This is a genomic window from Frigoribacterium sp. VKM Ac-1396, from assembly GCF_015350895.1.
Lineage (GTDB): Bacteria > Actinomycetota > Actinomycetes > Actinomycetales > Microbacteriaceae > Frigoribacterium.
The window spans coordinates 21,160-37,492 of sequence record NZ_JADKSD010000001.1 but is presented as its reverse complement, the minus strand read 5'-3'; the positions used below and the strand labels follow the sequence as shown (position 1 = coordinate 37,492).

Genomic DNA, 16,333 nt, shown 5'->3' with positions numbered 1-16,333 from the left:
GCAGCACACATGGCGCACAAGGGCTTCGCCGTCATCGACTTCGAGACCACCGGCTTCTCGCCTCAGCATCACCATCGCGTGATCGAGATCGGCCTCGTCCACGTCTCGCCAGACGGAGTCATCGAGCGCGAATTCGAGACAGTGCTGAACCCGGGCCGCGATTTGGGTCCGACACATGTGCACGGTCTCAGGGGCGCCGACGTCAAAAAAGCACCGACCTTCGAGGCCATCGCCGACCAGCTCATTGAGCATCTTCGAGGGCGCGTCCTAGTCGCCCACAACGCCCGATTCGAGACGACCTTCCTCCGCGCCGAACTCGCGCGACTCGGCATCGCTTCGCCCATCGACGATGCTGACGCACTCTGCACCATGAAGCTCGCCAAGAGCCACATACCGGGTGCCGGTTCGAAACTGGCGGACTGCTGCGCCGCCCTCGGCATTCCCCTCGAGGACGCGCACGAGGCACTGGCCGATGCCCGCGCAACGGCCCTGCTGCTTGGTGAATACCGCCGGATGGGCCGTCACGATGCTGCATGGTGGCGGAGCTACTCGACACAGGCATCCAGGGCCACTTGGCCAAAGACAACAAGAAGCCCGCGAGCAGAATGGCTCCCTCGAGGCAGAGGAATCTCCTCGGGGCGAATGCGCGCCGATGAGGAAAGCACGAGACGGCCCTCAACTCCGAACCAATCGGACAAACCCCTTGCCGAACAGGCGCTCGACTGGATGCTCCCCCTGGCTCGCAAGCGGTTCGGCGCGGAGCCGGTGGCCATCGTCGAAGGCTTGGCCCGACATTTCCTGGCGACTCACACAAGCCGCTCAGCGACCGACCCGGTGTTCGTGCCACCACCCTCGGCGGCGACCGAAGAAGTTCGCCAGCCGCCAACCGCCGGCCGACAGCAGGCAGATGCCTCGCGCCACCCGCGGCTCGCGAAGGGGGATGTCGTCGTTCTCACCGGTGTGATGACCGAGCCGCGGGACCAGCTGGAACGACGGCTGACCGCTGCGGGATTTGTCGTCGAATCGATCGTGACGAAAAGGACAGTCCTCCTGGTCGCTGCTGATCTCGACAGCCTCTCGGGGAAGGCGCGCAAGGCGCGCTCTTACGGCATCCCCATCGTCGGGGAAGAGGCCGTCGCGGCTTTGACCCGAAAAGCCTGACCGGCGCCGTCACTGGACAACTGCGCCGGCGTCAACCACCCACAACGCTCAACACCCCCGTAGCAACAACCGTCACAGCAGTCGTCCACAGCACGATCGCGATGACCTGCCAGAGCATCACCCAGCTCTTCGACACCCCTGTGCCGACGAGCGTCGCCGCGGTGAACATCGTCGGCAGTGCGAGCGGTGCCAGCAAGCTCGCCCCGGGCACTCCGAACTTCACCAACCAACGCTTGAGCCTCTGCTGCCCCTTCTTCTCGGGCTTCGACTCCGGCACCCCGTCCCGCGACACGACCCGGGTTGCCGCAGGCATCCCGGCAGCACTCACGCCAGCACCAGCACCAGCACCACCGCCAGCACCACCCGACGCCGCCCCCGCACGCCCGTCAACGGCCTCACCCGCACCCGGCTCACCCGCCACCGCACCCGACCCGCCAGCCGGTGCCCCACCGACCCCGCGCCTCCTGCGCCGCTCCACGACCCCCGACCGCACCCACGACCCCAGCCACACCACCGCGGCCACGCACAGCACGTTGCCGACGATCGCCGCCAGCGCCGCGACGACCGGGTTGACGCCGCTCAGCACTCCGAGCGCGGCCGCGCCCTCCCCCTCGAAGAACGGGATCGCCCCGGCCAGCACCAGGATCAGCGGCTGCGCGAGCTCGGGCACCTGGCCCATCAGCTCCTGCAACCAGGCGAACGGGCCGCCCGACGAGGCATCTGACGCGGAAGCCGACGCCGCGGCCGATAGGCGCGACGGGCCCGAGAGGGTGAGTGCGATGGACATGGTGATCTCCTTCGATGGGTGTCACTGAGGTGCGAGGGCACGCCGAACACCGGCGTGGTGAAGCTGAGAAAAAGAGGCGGTCCGACACCGCCGCAACCAGAACGGCCTCAGTCGTCCCGAAGCCCAGGCAGGCCGATCGTCACGAACAACGCCGTCGAGAGCATCGCCGCAGCCGCCACTGCGATGGCGTCCCCCGCGATCTGCGCGCCCCACTTGCCCTGCTGCAGCTCGCGCCCGCGGGCGTAGACGTCGCCCGACCACGGGATGTCCCGGTGCATGGCCGGCAGCGCCCCGCTCGCCGACACCAGCGCCGCGAGGGCGGCGGTGCGCACCGACGGCTCGGCCCCCTCCGCAAGGACGCTCCTCAGCGACGCGACGAGTTCACCCCGCCGACCCGCGCCTCCTGCCCCCTCGGCCAGGCGCAGCCGAGTGCCGGGGATGAAGCCGAGCGTAGTGGTCTTCTCGCGGAGCAGCGCACCGCGCGACACCAGCCGGTCGAGGGTCAGCGCCCGCAGCGCCGGACCGATCTCGAGCACGAGCGAGTACGCGTCCGTCGGCTTGCGCTCGACCCGCTGCCAGGTGCCGAGCAGCAGCTCGTCGGTCGGCGCCGCGGAGGACGTCACCCGCACCTGCCTCCCCCGCAGCGTGGTCTTCCGGTCGATGTCGACCGCACCGGACAGCGCCAGCTCGGTCAGCACCGCCCCGGCCAAGACGTGGAACAGCGGAGACCCCTCGCTGTGGATCGACCCCGACCGTGGGTCGAACAGCACGAGCAGCAGGTCCTCGGCCAGTGTGGGCGCCAGTGTCGTCTCGATCATCGCCGGCCTCCCTCGGAGTCTGAAGCCGAGGAGGCGCGGCTCGGCCCGGAGCCGCCACCCGCGTCCCCGACACCGGTCGCCTCGGCACCGGTCGCATCGGCACCGCCGGGCGTCTCGGCGGCATCGAGCGCCGCCTCGAGCGCGGCCAGCTCGTCGAGCTTGCCCGCACCGATCAGCGACGCCCGGTACAGCACTTCGCGCTGAGCACCGTTGTAGAGCTCCGCGACCGCCTCGGTCACGGTCTTCTGCGCGAACGCCGCCCCCCGCGGAGCTCGGTCGCCCGGGGCACCCAACCACTCGTACCGCTGAGTCACCGCCGCCAGCACGGGAGCGTACTGCTCCCCCAACCGTCGCCGCGTCTCGCGGTCGGCGTCGTCGGTGAGCTCGTCAAGCTCGACGTCGGCAGCCGTCTTGGGCGAGTCGATGAGCATCTGCTTTAGGTCGTCCATCGCCCCCTCGTCGAACACCTTCGACCAGATCAGCAGCAGCGACTGGTCGGCTTCGCTGAGGTCGCGTCCTGCTTCGGCGAACCCGGCAGGCAAGGAGGCGCTGGTCCGGTGCTCGAGGATCGCCGCCAACTCGGCGCGGATGCGTTGCAGCCGCTCGATGGTGGCGGCGAGCTCGGCATTGATCGTGCGGAGGGCGCCGGCGGGGTCGTCGACGGACGATCCGATCGACTCGATCCGGGCGAGCGGGACGCCGAGGTCGGTCAGGCGGGTGATCTGCAGGAGGCGCACCAGGTGCCGCACCTCGTACTGCTTGTACCCGTTCGTCAGCCGCTCGGGCTCGTCGAGCAACCCGAGTTGGTGGTAGTACCGCACCGACTTGACGGTCGTGCCGGCCAGCTCGGCCAGCGCGCGTGTGCTCCAGGCCACGGGAGGCTCCTCTCGGTCACACCGACGCGGTGCCGGTGTGTGACCAAGTAGAGACCATGCCCTTGGGGCAGGGTCAAGGAGTAGACGGCTTTGCGGTTTTTTACCTCGAAACCGGTGAACTAGAGCTAGCAACCGTTCGCCTCCGGCTCCTTCCGCAGCCGTCCACACGTTCGCTAGACCGCTCTAATTTTTCTGATCAAATGAAGAAGATAGAACGGGATCCATTCGGGCAAGTCCCGCAAGTCGTGGCCTTATGTAGTTTTCCGCCAGCCATTGAACGACCGGTACGCAAACTGCATCGCCAAACCCCGTAAGAACATCGTTCGTTGGCGTCTTCCCAAACTTATAGTCAGGAGCACCCATGAGGTGGGCGTATTCGCGAGGAGTCATCCATCGCACTCGCAACTCTCCAAAGGCAGCCTCCACTACAGCTTGCCTTGATGAACCACCACTGGAAGTTCGAAGACAACCTGCAACGTCACCAGCTCGGACCTCCCACGTAGGTTTTCCTAAACGCATGCGCCTGAAGGCCGTCCGGCGACTTACTTTGGGCAGGTCCAGTAGAGCACGCATCCTGACGGATTGGACCACAGATAGAGACTCCCAGAAGGCCGCAACTCTTTCTTCGCTCCACCATTCCTCAGTACCATCCGACGCAAGGAGCGAGAGCGCGGTGAAGCCTTCGTCCAGGAGCTCAGGCGGATTCGGCAGCGGAGCTTGGTGAGTTCGAAGCTCTTCGTTGTCAAAAATCACGTCAAGCCAAGGAGGCCGAAGAGGACTCCTCGTCAGCTCATCCGTTTCAGCATCCGGCTGGTTGCCGAGCTCAGCCACAAGGAAGAGCCGCGGGCGGCTCTGAGGAATGAACCGTCTTGCATCGATATTGAGCACGTCGACCGAGTAACCAAGACCGTTCAAGGCACGAATAGCTGCAGTAATGTCCTTGCCGGAGCGGCTAGACACGAAAGCAGTTACATTCTCAATTGCTAAGACACGCGGTTTGCTTGAGCCCATCCTGGCCAGAATCTTGACAAAGGACCAAAAAGCCGAGCTCGACGATCCTCTTAGCCCGTCTCGTCCACCAGCGAGTGATAGATCAGTGCATGGGAAGCTAGCCCATGCCAGGTCACTAGCTGGCGGGAATTCCTCTGCGGCTAGACGGCCCACATCGCCGACGCGGTAAACGTGCGAATCGGACTTGCCAAAATTCGAGTTGAAAAGGGCAGCTTTCTTCGAAGATATATCATTCGACCATTGCACCGGCAGTCCAGCCTCCTCGAGCCCAGCTCGAGCAAGACCTATTCCTGCGAAGAACTCAAGGGACTTTGGCGCACCCTCTGGCAAGTTCACCTAAACACCATTCTCCTAGTTGATAAAACGCAGGCATATAGCAATTACACGCGGCAACGGGATTACGCGCTGCGATTCCGTTAGATCCTTCGCATAGTCGGCGGCAAGCGCGGTTGAAATAGAGCGCCCCGAATACCAAATGTTCTGGGTGATTCTCAGCTATGCTCTTACCAACCACAAGATTATCCGACCAATGGGGGCACCACGTGAGTGACGCGCAGACTAGGACGATCGAATTCAGCTTCAGTTGGATTGCACTGAAACTTTTGGGAAAAGGGCTCTACTCGAACCCTTGGTCTGCTCTCTCAGAACTCGTCGCAAATGGGTTAGATGCAGGCGCGGCAAATGTCTACGTTTACGTTGACGCGCGAAACAAAGCCTCCGCGACGATCGAAATCCTCGATGACGGCTCCGGTATGGATATGTCCGACCTCAAGACTTATACGACCGTGGGTTACGACAAGAGGGCAGCTTCAAATTCCTCCAGCCTGAACGACCGCCCGATGGGACGCAAAGGCATCGGCAAGCTCGCTGCCCTCTACCTCTCTCCACTTTTCTATATCCGTACTCGACGCGGTCAATCGGACACAACATGGAGTCTGGATGTACGAGAAGGTAAAGTCGATAATGACGACAATCCGGCTTTGGAACAAAGCGGGACTCAGCCCTCCAGCCCCAACACAGACCTCTACGACACTTTTAGCTCAGGGACCTTCCTGAGCTTGCAGGATGTCGATTTAAGAGGCCATGGCACGCAGGCTCTGAACTCCCTCAGTCAGCGCCTAGCGAATCAATTCTCTATGGGCGCACTTCCTGAGCAGACCTCGATCTACTTGGCCATAAAGAGGGGTCGTGCTACTCCCACGTACAAAAGGGTGCAGAAGGCAATTGCCTACAAGAATATGGCGTTCGTTGCAACGCGAGGCGTGGAGTCTTATGGGTCGCATGCCCCGAATGGCCAATTGGGCAAGAAACTCCAAATTCCCGCTCCTGTAAACGGCGGACAGTACGTCGTGAAGCCGAAGATATCGTCTTTCGCGCTGGAGCCCGACACGGGAATACCCGGATGGGATCGGGTAGCCAAAAATGTCGACCTGTCTGATTCCACTTATAGATCTATTCCATTTGAGCTAAGTGGGTGGGTTGGCATCCATGCAACTATAGATAACGAATCTGCCCAAATCAATGACAAGCGATTTACCAAGAATCGCTTCTATAATCCTGCACAGCTTCGACTGTACGTACGCGGCAAATTAGCCAGCGACCGGCTCCTCGAACAATTGGGCCTTACGGGCACTTACCTCAATTATATCGAGGGGGAGCTGAGTTTCGACCTCCTCGACGAAGATAATTTGCCGGATATAGCGACTTCGAACCGTCAAGATTTTGACGAGACAGACGATCGAATCACACTACTTCGGGCCTTAGTGAGGCCGCTGGTGCGAAGTCTGATAAGTATGCGCCAGGACCTCGCCGCAACGATCTCCGCGCTATCGAGGCAGGAGAAAGCTGACAAGGAGTCAGCAGGAAAACAAGCATTTAGTCAAATGTTTGACGACGAGCTCAGCAAATACAATCTCTCAGAGCAGGAAAGAGCAAACCTGCACACGACTACAACAAACAAAATTAAAGGTGACGTTGTAGCAAAAGATAGCTTCCAGGTATTTATATCCCATTCGAGCGCAGATGAAAGATTTGCTAGCTTCATATTTGAGTTCTTGAAGGATATTGGCGCCACATCTGACGAAGTCTTCTACACCTCGAAGGAAGGCGAAGTCGATCAGTATGTTAATAAAAGTCAGCTTGCTAAAACTGTCAAGCAGGCAATAGTTAATAGAAACACCATGATGCTTTACCTCACGAGCCATAACTTCTTGAAAAGCGAATACTGCATGTTCGAGGGTGGCGCCGGTTGGGCTACGCGAGCCGTTGATGAGCTGACGAAGCTAAACCTCGACTTTCACGCGATACCCAAATTCCTGCACGAAGACGAATCTGAGCTCTCGCTTTTTAGTAACAAGAAGATCGAACTTCGTCTCGACGTTCACAATTACCTTATCGCTGGCATTTTCAATCCGATAATTGAGCATCTCAACCGGGGGAGAACCATTGCGGGCCTCAGTCAGATCAGTCTTCTGTCAGCACCGGTGATACCCGCGAAGCATGTTCGGAAGGATCAGGGAAAAGAAGAAGCGGATTACTTCCATGAGGGGATTGCAAAGTTCTGGGATGTTTATGTGAATGACGATCTGGATACTTATCTTGGTGCTTACCCTTGGCCCAAGGATTCCGCTCGATAACCGGGGACGACTTTCGCGAGAAGTAGCCGGACAAGCCAGAACACAGATCGACTCCGAATACATCGCCAGTTTTTCCCAAAGCTGAGGCGGGAACGGCCCGAGGGCCGTGTGGCGACATTTCTGGAACACCAGGACGCTGCTGCCGTCAGAAACGTTGTTCAGAGACTCGAGAATCGCGCCGGATCGAATGCTTGCAACCTGCGGAAGGCTTGCTAGCTCAAAAGACGGGTGCCTGTAGGGGCGGCCGTCTTTTGTCATGGTCGGGCTGACAGGATTTGAACCTGCGACCCCTTGACCCCCAGTCAAGTGCGCTACCAAGCTGCGCCACAGCCCGAGATCCGAGTTCGAATGGCAACCCGGGTCTTGGTGTTGCCCCGACCGAGGCAACCCCACAACTATAGCCGATGAATGGGCGTGCCTGAGACCGAACCAGGGCAGGGCGGACCGAACGGAGTGTTTCGCCCCGTTACACCCGCCGCCCCGGCAGACCGCGCACGCACCTACCGTCGTGACATGCCCACCTCGACGACCCGCGCCTCCTCGGCTCTGCCGATCCGTCTGCGCGGCGTCGGGAGGTACTTCGGCGAGCGCCCCGTCCTCAACGCCCTTGACCTTGACGTCACGGCCGGCGAGATCATCGCCATCGTCGGCCCCTCCGGCTGCGGCAAGTCGACGCTGCTGCGCCAGGTGGGCGGCCTCGACCAGCCCGACTCCGGCACCGTGGACATCGACGACTCCCCCACCCGGCCCACCGACCAACGCTGCGCCATCGCGTTCCAGGAGCCGCGCCTCCTGCCCTGGCGCACACTCCGCCAGAACGTCGAACTCGGCCTGCCGAAGGCCCGCGGGCGCAGCAAGCGCGACACGAGCAGCACCACCAAAGCAGACGACAAGGCCGCTGGCCGCGCCCGCATCACCGAACTGCTCGACCTCGTCGGGCTCGGCAGCTCGGCCGGCCTCCGCCCCCGCCAGGTGTCCGGAGGCATGGCCCAACGCACCTCCCTCGCCCGCGCCCTCGCCCGCGCCCCCAAGGTGCTGCTGCTCGACGAACCGTTCGGAGCCCTCGACGCCCTCACCCGCCTCCGGATGCACGACCTGCTGCTCGACATCCACCGCGCCGAACCCACCACCGTCCTGCTCGTCACCCACGACGTCGACGAAGCCCTCTACCTCGCCGACCGCATCGTCGTCCTCGCCGACCTCTCGCAGCAGCCGCAGCTCGTCGGCGCCACGGGCACCGCCGACACCACCGCAGGAGGCGCGGCGCAGGCCGACACCGCAGCGGGAGCCCCCAGCATCCAGCGCATCGTCACCGTGCCCGGCGACCGACCCCGCGACCGCGACGACCCCGCCCTCGCCGAGCTGCGCCTCCAGCTGCTCGCCGACCTCGGCGTCCACCGCGTCCACGCCGGCAACTCGGTCACCAGCACGCTGACCGCGACCGCCGCGACCGCCACGGCCGCGACCGTCGGCCGCACCGGCTCCACGACCGCACCCACCGGCCACACCGGTGCCCCGACCGCCCCCGCACCCACAGACCACCGCACCGCCCCCGACAGCACGAAGACGAACCGATGACCTTCCGCACCCTCCCCACCACCCGCACCCGCGCCTCCTGGGCCGGTGGTCTCGCCCTCGCCGCGGCGAGCGCCCTCCTCCTCACCGGCTGCGTCGCGGGCGAGGACGCCGACACCGGCGCCGCCCAGGCGGCTGGCGGCACCGGCGCGAGCGGCGGCGAGTGGTCGACCGACACCCTCGACATCGACTTCGCGACCTACAACCCGCTCAGCCTCGTCGTGAAGAGCCAGGGCTACCTCGAGGACGCCCTCGGCGACGGCGTCACCGTCAACTGGACCCAGTCGGCCGGCTCGAACAAGGCCAACGAACTGCTGCGGGCCGGGGCCGTCGACATCGGCTCGACCGCTGGCTCGGCCGCGCTGCTCGCCCGCTCGAACGGCTCCCCCATCAAGACGATCGACGTGTACTCGCAGCCCGAGTGGTCGGCGCTCGTCGTCCCGGGCGACTCGAGCATCACCGACGTCGAGGGCCTCCGCGGCAAGACCATCGCCGCGACCAGCGGCACCGACCCGTATTTCTTCCTGCTGCAGGCGCTCGACCAGGCCGGGCTCAGCGCCTCCGACGTGACGATCCAGAACCTTCAGCACGCCGACGGACGCGCCGCCCTCGAGAACGGCAGCGTCGACGCCTGGTCGGGCCTCGACCCGATCATGGCCGCGAGCCAGGCCGAGTCGGGCACCAAGCTGATCTACCGCAACGTCGACTTCAACAGCTACGGGTTCCTCAACGCGACCGAGTCGTTCCTCGACGCCTCGCCCGACGTCGCCCAGGTCGTCGTCGACTCGTACGAGAAGGCCCGCGCCTGGGCGATCGACAACCCCGACGAGACGGCCGAAATCCTCGCGGAGGCCGCCGGCATCGACCCCGCCGTCGCCTCCACGGTGATCGACCGCACCCACCTCGACATCGACCCCGCCCCCGGAGCCGACCAGCGCGCCGTCCTCGAGACCGTCGGCCCGATCCTCGTCGAGTCGGGCGACGTCCCCTCACAGGACGACGTCGACGCCGCCCTCGACTCGCTCTTCGACGACAGCTACGCCCAGTCCGCCACCTCATGAGCGACACGCTCGGCGGTCGCGACGCCGACGCCCGCCAGGTCGTCCGCGACGAGACCGGATTTGCGACGGCACGGCGCGGCACGGGCACCGTCGTCGACGGAGCCTGGCGCGGCGACGTCACCCATGCCGTGACCGGCACCCCCCTCGAGGAGGCGCGGGTCGCGTCCGACGCGCACCGCGCCTCCGCGTCCGAACCGAAGGAGGCGCGGGTCGCCGACGACGGACGCCGCGCCTCCTCGTCCGGGTCGCCCGCACCTTGCCGCCCGGGTGCCCCGGGCGCGCCTGCTCCCCGCCGCCTGGCCCTGCTCGGGGTACTGGTGCCGGCCGCCGTGCTCGCCGCCTGGGTGCTCGCCACCACCGTCGGAGGAGTCCCCTCGTACCGCCTGCCGTCCCCCGCCGACGTCGTGCGGGCCGGCGTCGACCTCGCCGCGACGGGTCAGCTCGGCCTCTACGTCGCCATCTCGCTGCAGCGGGTGCTGATCGGGTTCGTGGTCGGCTCGGCGATCGGGCTGGTCGTCGGAGCCGTCGTCGGGCTGTCGCGGGTGGGCGAGGCCCTGCTCGCGCCGTCGATCGCGGCCGTGCGGGCGGTGCCGTCGCTGGCCTGGGTGCCGCTGCTGATCCTGTACCTCGGCATCGGCGAGGACAGCAAGGTGACGCTGATCGCGATCGGCGCGGCCTTCCCGGTGTTCACCACGGTCGCGGGGTCGCTGCGACACGTCGACCCGCAGCTCGTCGAGGCCGGTCGCGCCTACGGCCTGCGCCGGGTGTCGCTGTTCACCCGGGTGCAGCTGCCGGCCGTGCTGCCGTCGCTCGTGTCGGGGCTGCGGCTGGCGTTGGCGCAGGCGTGGCTGTTCTTGGTCGCGGCCGAGCTGATCGCGTCGTCGATGGGCCTCGGCTTCTTGCTGACCGAGTCGCAGTCGAACGGACGCGTCGACCGGATCTTCCTCGCCATAGTGCTGCTGGCCCTGCTCGGCACGCTGAGCGACACCGTGCTCAACGTGGTGCAGCGCGTGGCGCTCCGCCGCTGGCGGTAGGTCGACGCCGCACCCTTCAACTCACCCCGCCACGAGGTAAACACGCCGCCACACGATGTCATGGCGGCGTGTTTACCTCGTGGCGGGAAGCGCGCCGGCCCCCGCCCGCCGCAGCACGGGCCCGGGCACGACGCCACGAGGTGGACACAGCGCCAGGCCTAGTTCTGGCGCTGTGTCCACCCCGTGGCGGTGTGGCTCGATAAGGCCCGAGCCCCGGCTGATCGACCTGCCCGCCCCCGGCTGCTCGCTCGCCCGGCTGCTCGCCCGGCCGGCTGCTCGCCTGCCCGAGCCGCACAGTCGCCCCCACCCCGCCACGAAGTACTCACGCCGCCACGACATCCCGTGGCGGCGTGTGTACCTCGTGGCGGGATGCGCGCCGACCACCTCTCGTCCGCGCGCCGCGCCTCCCCTGCCGGCCCGCGCCTCCTGCACCCGACGCTTACGCCGCGACCCGTCCGCGCCGCTCCCGCCCCCGCATCACGACGACGACCGCGACCATCGCCGCGAGCGCCAGCCCCACGATCGCCGGAGCCCCGACGTCGACCGCGCTCTCGAGCCCGCCGCGGGTCGCCTGCGCGCCGAGCCACAGCGCCGTCGCTCCCTGCACGAGGTAGGCGACGAGGTAGACGGCCGACAGCGTGCCGGCCCGGTGGTGTTCCGGAGCGAACCGCGACACGATCCCCAGCCCCGACGCGAAGAACAGGCTGTAGCCGACCCCCGACAGCACACAGAACGCCAGGAACAGCCCCAACGACTGCTGTGCCGCGGCCAGCACCAACGCCGTGAAGCTCAGCGCCGTCGCCACCGCCGCCACGACGACGGCGATCATCACCGGCACCCGTCGCGACGCCAGCGCCACGACCGCGATGACCACCATCGACAGGGCGATCACCGCACCGGTGACGAACGCGTTGTCGCTGCCGATCAGCGTCACGCCGATCTCGGCACCGAGCGAGAGCACCACGGCTCCGAGAGCGTAGGAGGCGCTGACACAGACGGCCGCGGCCCCCACCGCCCCGAGCAGGGCGCGCGGCACGCTCGGCCACCGTGGCCTCCAGTGCCCGGCCTTCTCGTCCCGGTCTCGAGGCAGGCGCCAGACCAGCACGAGCACCCCGGCCTCGACCACGAGCAGCACCCAGTAGGTGAGGTGCAGCGGCTCGGGCGCGTACTGGACGAGGGCTCCCCCGAGCAGCGTCGCGAAGACCAGGCCGACGGCGGTGGAGGCGGTGCTGATCGCTCCGGTGCGGGCCGAGTTGACGGGCCCGGCGATGTCGATCATGGCGGCGGTGGCGGGGCTGAGCGACAGGCCGACGCCGAGGCCCATGAACGCGCGGCCGACCAGCACCCAGCCGACGTCGGGCGCGAGGGCGAACAGCAGCACACCGACGATCGACGCGCTGACTCCGAGCAGGATGCTCGCCCGCCGACCGATCGTGTCACTCAGGCTGCCGAACACGAGCAGCACGACGACGAGGACGAGCGGGTAGACGGCGAAGATCGCGGTCGTGACGAACGGCGTCAGCTGCCAGTCCGTCGCGTAGAGCGGGTAGACCGGCGTCGCGGCGCCGCTCGTCCACAGGGCGAGGGCGAGGACGGAGGCGCAGGTCCAGAACGCGAGCCGGTTCGGCCCCTCGGGACGGACGGACGCAGCGAGGTCACGGGGCATGACGGTGACGCTAGCACCCTGGATACGAAAAGCCCACCGAGGTAGGGTGTCCGCATGGCCTCCCGTGGACCCCTCGACCCACGCTGCGGCATCGCGCGCAGCCTCGACCTGCTCGGCGAGCGCTGGGCGCTGCTCGTCGTGCGCGAGGCGCTGCTCGGGCACACGCGCTTCTCGCAGTTCCGGGCGCGGCTCGGCCTGTCGCCCGACGTGCTGACCACGCGGCTCGACTCGCTGGTCGCTGCGGGCGTGCTCGAGCGGTCCACCTACCGAGAGAACGGGGCCCGAGAGCGCGTCGAGTACCTGCTGACCGATGCCGGCCGCGACCTCGCCCCCGTGCTGGCCGCCCTCGCCGTCTGGGGCGACGAGCACGATCCGCACCCCGACGGCGCCGCACGCCGGTTCAGCGTCGCCGCGTCGGGCGAACCCGTGCGGGTCGCGTTCGTCACGGGCGACGGGCACGTGGTCGAGCCCGCCGACGTCGAGATGGCGCCGCGCGCATGCGACTGAGCCGCGCCTCCTGAAGGCTCGTGCCGCGCGCCCGCCCGCCTGCTCGATGAACCCCGTTCGAACGATGAACCCCGTTCCGGCCGGGTTCATCGTTCGAAACGGGGTTCATCGCACCACGAGCCTCAGGCTGCCGCACCCTCCAGCACGGCCTCGGCTCGCTCGTCGCTGCCCTCGGCCAACCCACGCGCGATCGCGGCCCGCGAAGCGAGCCACATGCCGAGCCCGACGACGAACACGAGCACCTCGGTCACGGTCAGGGCCCACACGACGCCGCCCAGCCCGAACCAGGAGTTCCCCGCGAACACGATCGGGACGAACAGCACGCCCTGCGCCATCGACAGCACGATGGCGGGCAGCGCCTTTCCGGTCGCCTGGAACACCGACGTGATGAGCCCGGTGAAGCCGTTCACGACGGTCGCCACGAGCTGCGCCGTGAGGATGGTCACGCCGATCGCGAGCACCGACCCGTCACCCGAGAAGGCGGAGAACACCTGATCGCGGAAGACGAACACCGTCGTCGAGAAGACCGTCACGATGCCGCCGACCGTCACGGCCGACGCCCGGAGCGCCGAACCGAAGCGGGCGCGGTCACCCTTGCCGAACGAGTAGGCGAGCAGAGGCAGCACGCCGATCGTGACACCCATCACGAGGAACTCGGGCACCTGGGCGATGCGGACCGCGATACCCATGGCGGCGAGCGCGCTGTCGCCGTAGGCCGCTGCGAGGTTGTTCAGCACGAGCGTCGTCACGATGAGGAACGCCGACTGGATCAGCTCCCCCGACCCGACGCCGAACACGGGCTTGAGCACCGACGGCGACAGGGTGAACCACCGCGGTGACAGGCTGACGTGCTCGCTGTTGCGCTGCAGCCAAGTGACGAAGTAGGCGATGGTCACGGCGTTGGCGAGCCCCGTGCCGAGGGCTGCACCGGCGACTCCCCAGTGCAGCACCAGGATGAACACGACGTCGAAGACCACGTTCGCGACGGTCGACAGCACGAGCCCGATCATCGCCTGACGCGCGGCGCCCTCGGCCCGCACGATCTGCTCGAGGCAGAACGCGCCGGCCAGGACGGGCACGAACGCGAACATGACCCCGACGTAGGTGCTCGTCGCAGGCACGGCGGCGGAGTCCGCGCCCAGCAGCTCGACCACTGCCGGCAGCAGCACCAGGCCCGCGGCCCCGATGACGGCGCCGCTGACGACCGCACCCCACAGCGCGAACGACGACACGTTCTTGATGCGGGCCGCTTCGCCGGGGTCGTGTTCGGCCGCGCCGAGGTGCCGCGAGATCAGCGCGCCTCCCCCGACGCCGAACACGCCGCCGACGGCCATGACGAGACCGAGCAGCGGAGTGCCGAGCGTGATCGCCGCAAACAACGAGGTGTCGTGCTGCGACCCGATGAACCCCGCGTTGATGACGTTGTAGATCGCACCGACGATCATCGCGGCGGCCATCGGCACGCAGAGGTGCACGAGGGCTCGGACGATGGGTGCGGCGGACAGGTACCAGCGGTTGCTGCCGACGACCGGGGCGCTCGGGGGCGCCGGGGCAGGGCGGGGTGCCGGAGCGTCCGCGGGGGCGGGGGTGTTCGTGGGTGCCGGGGTGTTCGGGGGTGCCGGCGTGTTGGCGGGGACGGGGGTGTTCTCGTTCATGAGGTGTCCTTCCGGGCAGGCTCGAGCGCGCGCCGACGAGAGCCGGCACGGCGAGTGGTGAGGTGGGTTCAGGAGGCGCGGGTCGGCCAGCCGAGACGGCGCGCGACACCGTCCTGCCGCCGCAGCCCGGCACTCGGCCCGAGGCAGGATCGGGCCGGGTCGCTTCCCCGCCAGGCGATGGGCACGGCGCCAGGTTTTCTCCTGGCGCCGTGCCCACCTCCTGGCGTGGTGGCCGCTGGCCCGGGCACGGATGCGGGCAGGCGAGCCCGATGAAGCGGAGCGGCTGGCGAGGTGGTTCGGGTGCGCGGTGGCTCAGGTGCCTGGCGGTGCGGGATCGGGGGCGGACCCGCTCGCACGCAGGGCGAGCCGACGACTGAGACCTAGCGGCTGGGGCGGGGCAGTGCGGAGGTGATCGTGGCCAGCAGGGCGTGGAGGGTGTCGCGTTCGGCCTGGTCGAGGGGGGCGAGGATGCTCTCGTCCGCCGCGATCATGGCGTCGTCGAATCCCGAGATGAGGTCGGCGGCCGCAGGCGTGGCGTAGACGCGTTTGCGTCGTTCGTCACCGTCCTGGGTGCGGCGGTCGACGAGGCCGCGGCGTTCGAGCCCCTGCAGGAGGCTCGAGACGCTGGCGGCGCTCGTACGGGTCATGGCGGCGATGTCACGTTGGATGGCACCGGGCGCCTTGACCAGGTAACCGAGGACGAAGGCCTGTTCCGGGCTGAGCTCACGACTCGTGACCCAGTCCTCGCCGGCCTTCCGCTGAGCCCAGCCGACCCAGCGCAGCAGGCCGAGCGTGGTGGTCTCCGTGTACTCCTCGATCTTCATGATCAGAAACCTAACTGTTAGAGATCAAACTGTCAACCCTCGAACCTCTTGAGGGGTGCCGGCCACCCCGCCACGAAGTACGCACGTGCCCGCGACATCGCATGGCCGTGTGTGCACCCCGTGGCGTCGCGAGCCGCTCGCATCGTCTGTCAGCCGGCACCATCGGCGACGCCGGGCTTGGCCGGCCGCGGGAAGGCCGCGCGCATGTGGTCGCTGGTGAGCAGGTCGCCGATGCCGATCATCAGCAGCGAGAAGACGATCTGTTCGACGACCATCCACCCGGGGTAGAGCCCGGGGATCGTCGCGATGATCAGCGTGACGATCGGAAAGATGCGACTGAACAGGCGGAGGCGTGAGTAGGCCCAGTAGTAGCCGAGCTGTGCCCGCCAGGCGAAGACGTAGAGCGAGGCCGTGATGAAGAGGACGACGGTGGACCGGAACCACACGGCCCACGGCACGTGTTCTCCGCGGCTGGTGAGGACGGCGGCGATGAAGATCGCGGTGAGCCCGACGACGGTCTCGCCGAAGAGCAGCCACCGGATGCCGACGAAGCTGCGGACCGTCCGAGGGTGCTGCCGCATGTCTTCGTGGATGACGTAGCCCGAGTGTCGCCCGCCGGCAAGCCGGTCGAGCTGTAGCCGCTGCCACACCCGGTCGGCCGCGGCCGACAACCCCGCCCCCGAGGAGGCGCGGTGCCACAGCCCAGCCCCCGTCACCCTCGCA

Annotated in this window: 14 protein-coding genes and 1 tRNA gene; 6 read left to right on the top strand and 9 right to left on the bottom strand. The window is 66.8% G+C overall.

All coding sequences use genetic code 11. From position 1 onward, the window contains the following. The first annotated feature begins 9 nt into the window (after nt 1–9). Complete coding sequence (locus tag ITJ55_RS00170) at nt 10–1,161, top strand: exonuclease domain-containing protein (RefSeq protein WP_194593587.1); 1,152 nt, start codon at nt 10–12, stop codon at nt 1,159–1,161. Nucleotides 1,162–1,192: 31 nt separating this feature from the next. Here ITJ55_RS00170 and ITJ55_RS00165 read toward each other — a convergent pair whose 3' ends face one another. From ITJ55_RS00165 to ITJ55_RS00150, 4 genes are all read right to left on the bottom strand, one after another. Then, nucleotides 1,193–1,948: a small multidrug efflux protein gene (locus ITJ55_RS00165; protein WP_228498064.1), complete on the bottom strand. Its 756-nt coding sequence runs from the start codon at nt 1,946–1,948 to the stop codon at nt 1,193–1,195. Between the two features lie 107 nt (nt 1,949–2,055). Then, nucleotides 2,056–2,766, bottom strand: a complete 711-nt coding sequence (locus ITJ55_RS00160; RefSeq protein WP_194593586.1) for a GPP34 family phosphoprotein — start codon at nt 2,764–2,766, stop codon at nt 2,056–2,058. After that, entirely contained in the window at nt 2,763–3,641 is an 879-nt protein-coding gene (locus tag ITJ55_RS00155) for a MerR family transcriptional regulator (protein ID WP_194593585.1), read from the bottom strand. Before ITJ55_RS00155 ends, ITJ55_RS00160 begins: the two co-directional genes overlap by 4 nt. A gap of 183 nt (nt 3,642–3,824) precedes the next feature. Further along, complete coding sequence (locus ITJ55_RS00150; protein WP_194593584.1) at nt 3,825–4,988, bottom strand: DNA (cytosine-5-)-methyltransferase; 1,164 nt, start codon at nt 4,986–4,988, stop codon at nt 3,825–3,827. A gap of 206 nt (nt 4,989–5,194) precedes the next feature. Between ITJ55_RS00150 and ITJ55_RS00145 the strand changes: the two genes are divergently transcribed. Next, on the top strand, nt 5,195–7,288 hold the full coding sequence (locus ITJ55_RS00145) for an ATP-binding protein (protein ID WP_194593583.1): 2,094 nt from the start codon (nt 5,195–5,197) through the stop codon (nt 7,286–7,288). Between the two features lie 257 nt (nt 7,289–7,545). Here ITJ55_RS00145 and ITJ55_RS00140 read toward each other — a convergent pair. Then, nucleotides 7,546–7,622 (bottom strand) — tRNA-Pro (locus ITJ55_RS00140). Nucleotides 7,623–7,801: 179 nt separating this feature from the next. Between ITJ55_RS00140 and ITJ55_RS00135 the strand changes: the two genes are divergently transcribed. Genes ITJ55_RS00135 through ITJ55_RS00125 form a run of 3 tightly spaced genes read left to right on the top strand, consistent with a single transcriptional unit; the run spans nt 7,802 to nt 10,958 of the window. After that, nucleotides 7,802–8,866, top strand: a complete 1,065-nt coding sequence (locus tag ITJ55_RS00135) for an ABC transporter ATP-binding protein (protein WP_228497534.1) — start codon at nt 7,802–7,804, stop codon at nt 8,864–8,866. Next, entirely contained in the window at nt 8,863–9,924 is a 1,062-nt protein-coding gene (locus ITJ55_RS00130) for an aliphatic sulfonate ABC transporter substrate-binding protein (RefSeq protein ID WP_194593582.1), read from the top strand. Before ITJ55_RS00135 ends, ITJ55_RS00130 begins: the two co-directional genes overlap by 4 nt. After that, complete coding sequence (locus ITJ55_RS00125) at nt 9,921–10,958, top strand: ABC transporter permease (protein WP_194593581.1); 1,038 nt, start codon at nt 9,921–9,923, stop codon at nt 10,956–10,958. Before ITJ55_RS00130 ends, ITJ55_RS00125 begins: the two co-directional genes overlap by 4 nt. Nucleotides 10,959–11,397: 439 nt before the next feature. Here the strand turns inward: ITJ55_RS00125 and ITJ55_RS00120 are convergent, their stop codons facing one another. Next, nucleotides 11,398–12,624: an MFS transporter gene (locus ITJ55_RS00120; RefSeq protein ID WP_194593580.1), complete on the bottom strand. Its 1,227-nt coding sequence runs from the start codon at nt 12,622–12,624 to the stop codon at nt 11,398–11,400. Between the two features lie 54 nt (nt 12,625–12,678). On the opposite strand from ITJ55_RS00120, the gene ITJ55_RS00115 reads away from it, so the two are divergent. Then, a complete protein-coding gene (locus tag ITJ55_RS00115; protein WP_194593579.1) occupies nt 12,679–13,131 on the top strand; it encodes a helix-turn-helix domain-containing protein in 453 nt (150 codons plus the stop codon). A 122-nt stretch (nt 13,132–13,253) separates the two neighbouring features. Here the strand turns inward: ITJ55_RS00115 and ITJ55_RS00110 are convergent, their stop codons facing one another. From ITJ55_RS00110 to ITJ55_RS00100, 3 genes are all read right to left on the bottom strand, one after another. After that, nucleotides 13,254–14,786 (bottom strand): MATE family efflux transporter, encoded by a 1,533-nt coding sequence (locus ITJ55_RS00110; RefSeq protein ID WP_194593578.1) that lies wholly within the window; start codon nt 14,784–14,786, stop codon nt 13,254–13,256. A gap of 380 nt (nt 14,787–15,166) precedes the next feature. Further along, nucleotides 15,167–15,610: a MarR family winged helix-turn-helix transcriptional regulator gene (locus ITJ55_RS00105; RefSeq protein ID WP_194593577.1), complete on the bottom strand. Its 444-nt coding sequence runs from the start codon at nt 15,608–15,610 to the stop codon at nt 15,167–15,169. A gap of 149 nt (nt 15,611–15,759) precedes the next feature. Continuing rightward, nucleotides 15,760–16,326, bottom strand: coding sequence for a hypothetical protein (locus tag ITJ55_RS00100; protein ID WP_370543937.1), 567 nt, complete (start codon nt 16,324–16,326; stop codon nt 15,760–15,762). Between the last annotated feature and the right edge of the window lie 7 nt (nt 16,327–16,333).

What these genes read in the sequence shown, in the direction of transcription:
- ITJ55_RS00170 (WP_194593587.1), top strand. Translation starts at nt 10, where the DNA reads ATGGCGCACAAGGGCTTCGCCGTCATCGACTTCGAGACCACCGGCTTC.
- ITJ55_RS00165 (WP_228498064.1), bottom strand. Translation starts at nt 1,948, where the DNA reads ATGTCCATCGCACTCACCCTCTCGGGCCCGTCGCGCCTATCGGCCGCG.
- ITJ55_RS00160 (WP_194593586.1), bottom strand. Translation starts at nt 2,766, where the DNA reads ATGATCGAGACGACACTGGCGCCCACACTGGCCGAGGACCTGCTGCTC.
- ITJ55_RS00135 (WP_228497534.1), top strand. Translation starts at nt 7,802, where the DNA reads ATGCCCACCTCGACGACCCGCGCCTCCTCGGCTCTGCCGATCCGTCTG.
- ITJ55_RS00130 (WP_194593582.1), top strand. Translation starts at nt 8,863, where the DNA reads ATGACCTTCCGCACCCTCCCCACCACCCGCACCCGCGCCTCCTGGGCC.
- ITJ55_RS00125 (WP_194593581.1), top strand. Translation starts at nt 9,921, where the DNA reads ATGAGCGACACGCTCGGCGGTCGCGACGCCGACGCCCGCCAGGTCGTC.
- ITJ55_RS00120 (WP_194593580.1), bottom strand. Translation starts at nt 12,624, where the DNA reads ATGCCCCGTGACCTCGCTGCGTCCGTCCGTCCCGAGGGGCCGAACCGG.
- ITJ55_RS00115 (WP_194593579.1), top strand. Translation starts at nt 12,679, where the DNA reads ATGGCCTCCCGTGGACCCCTCGACCCACGCTGCGGCATCGCGCGCAGC.
- ITJ55_RS00110 (WP_194593578.1), bottom strand. Translation starts at nt 14,786, where the DNA reads ATGAACGAGAACACCCCCGTCCCCGCCAACACGCCGGCACCCCCGAAC.
- ITJ55_RS00105 (WP_194593577.1), bottom strand. Translation starts at nt 15,610, where the DNA reads ATGAAGATCGAGGAGTACACGGAGACCACCACGCTCGGCCTGCTGCGC.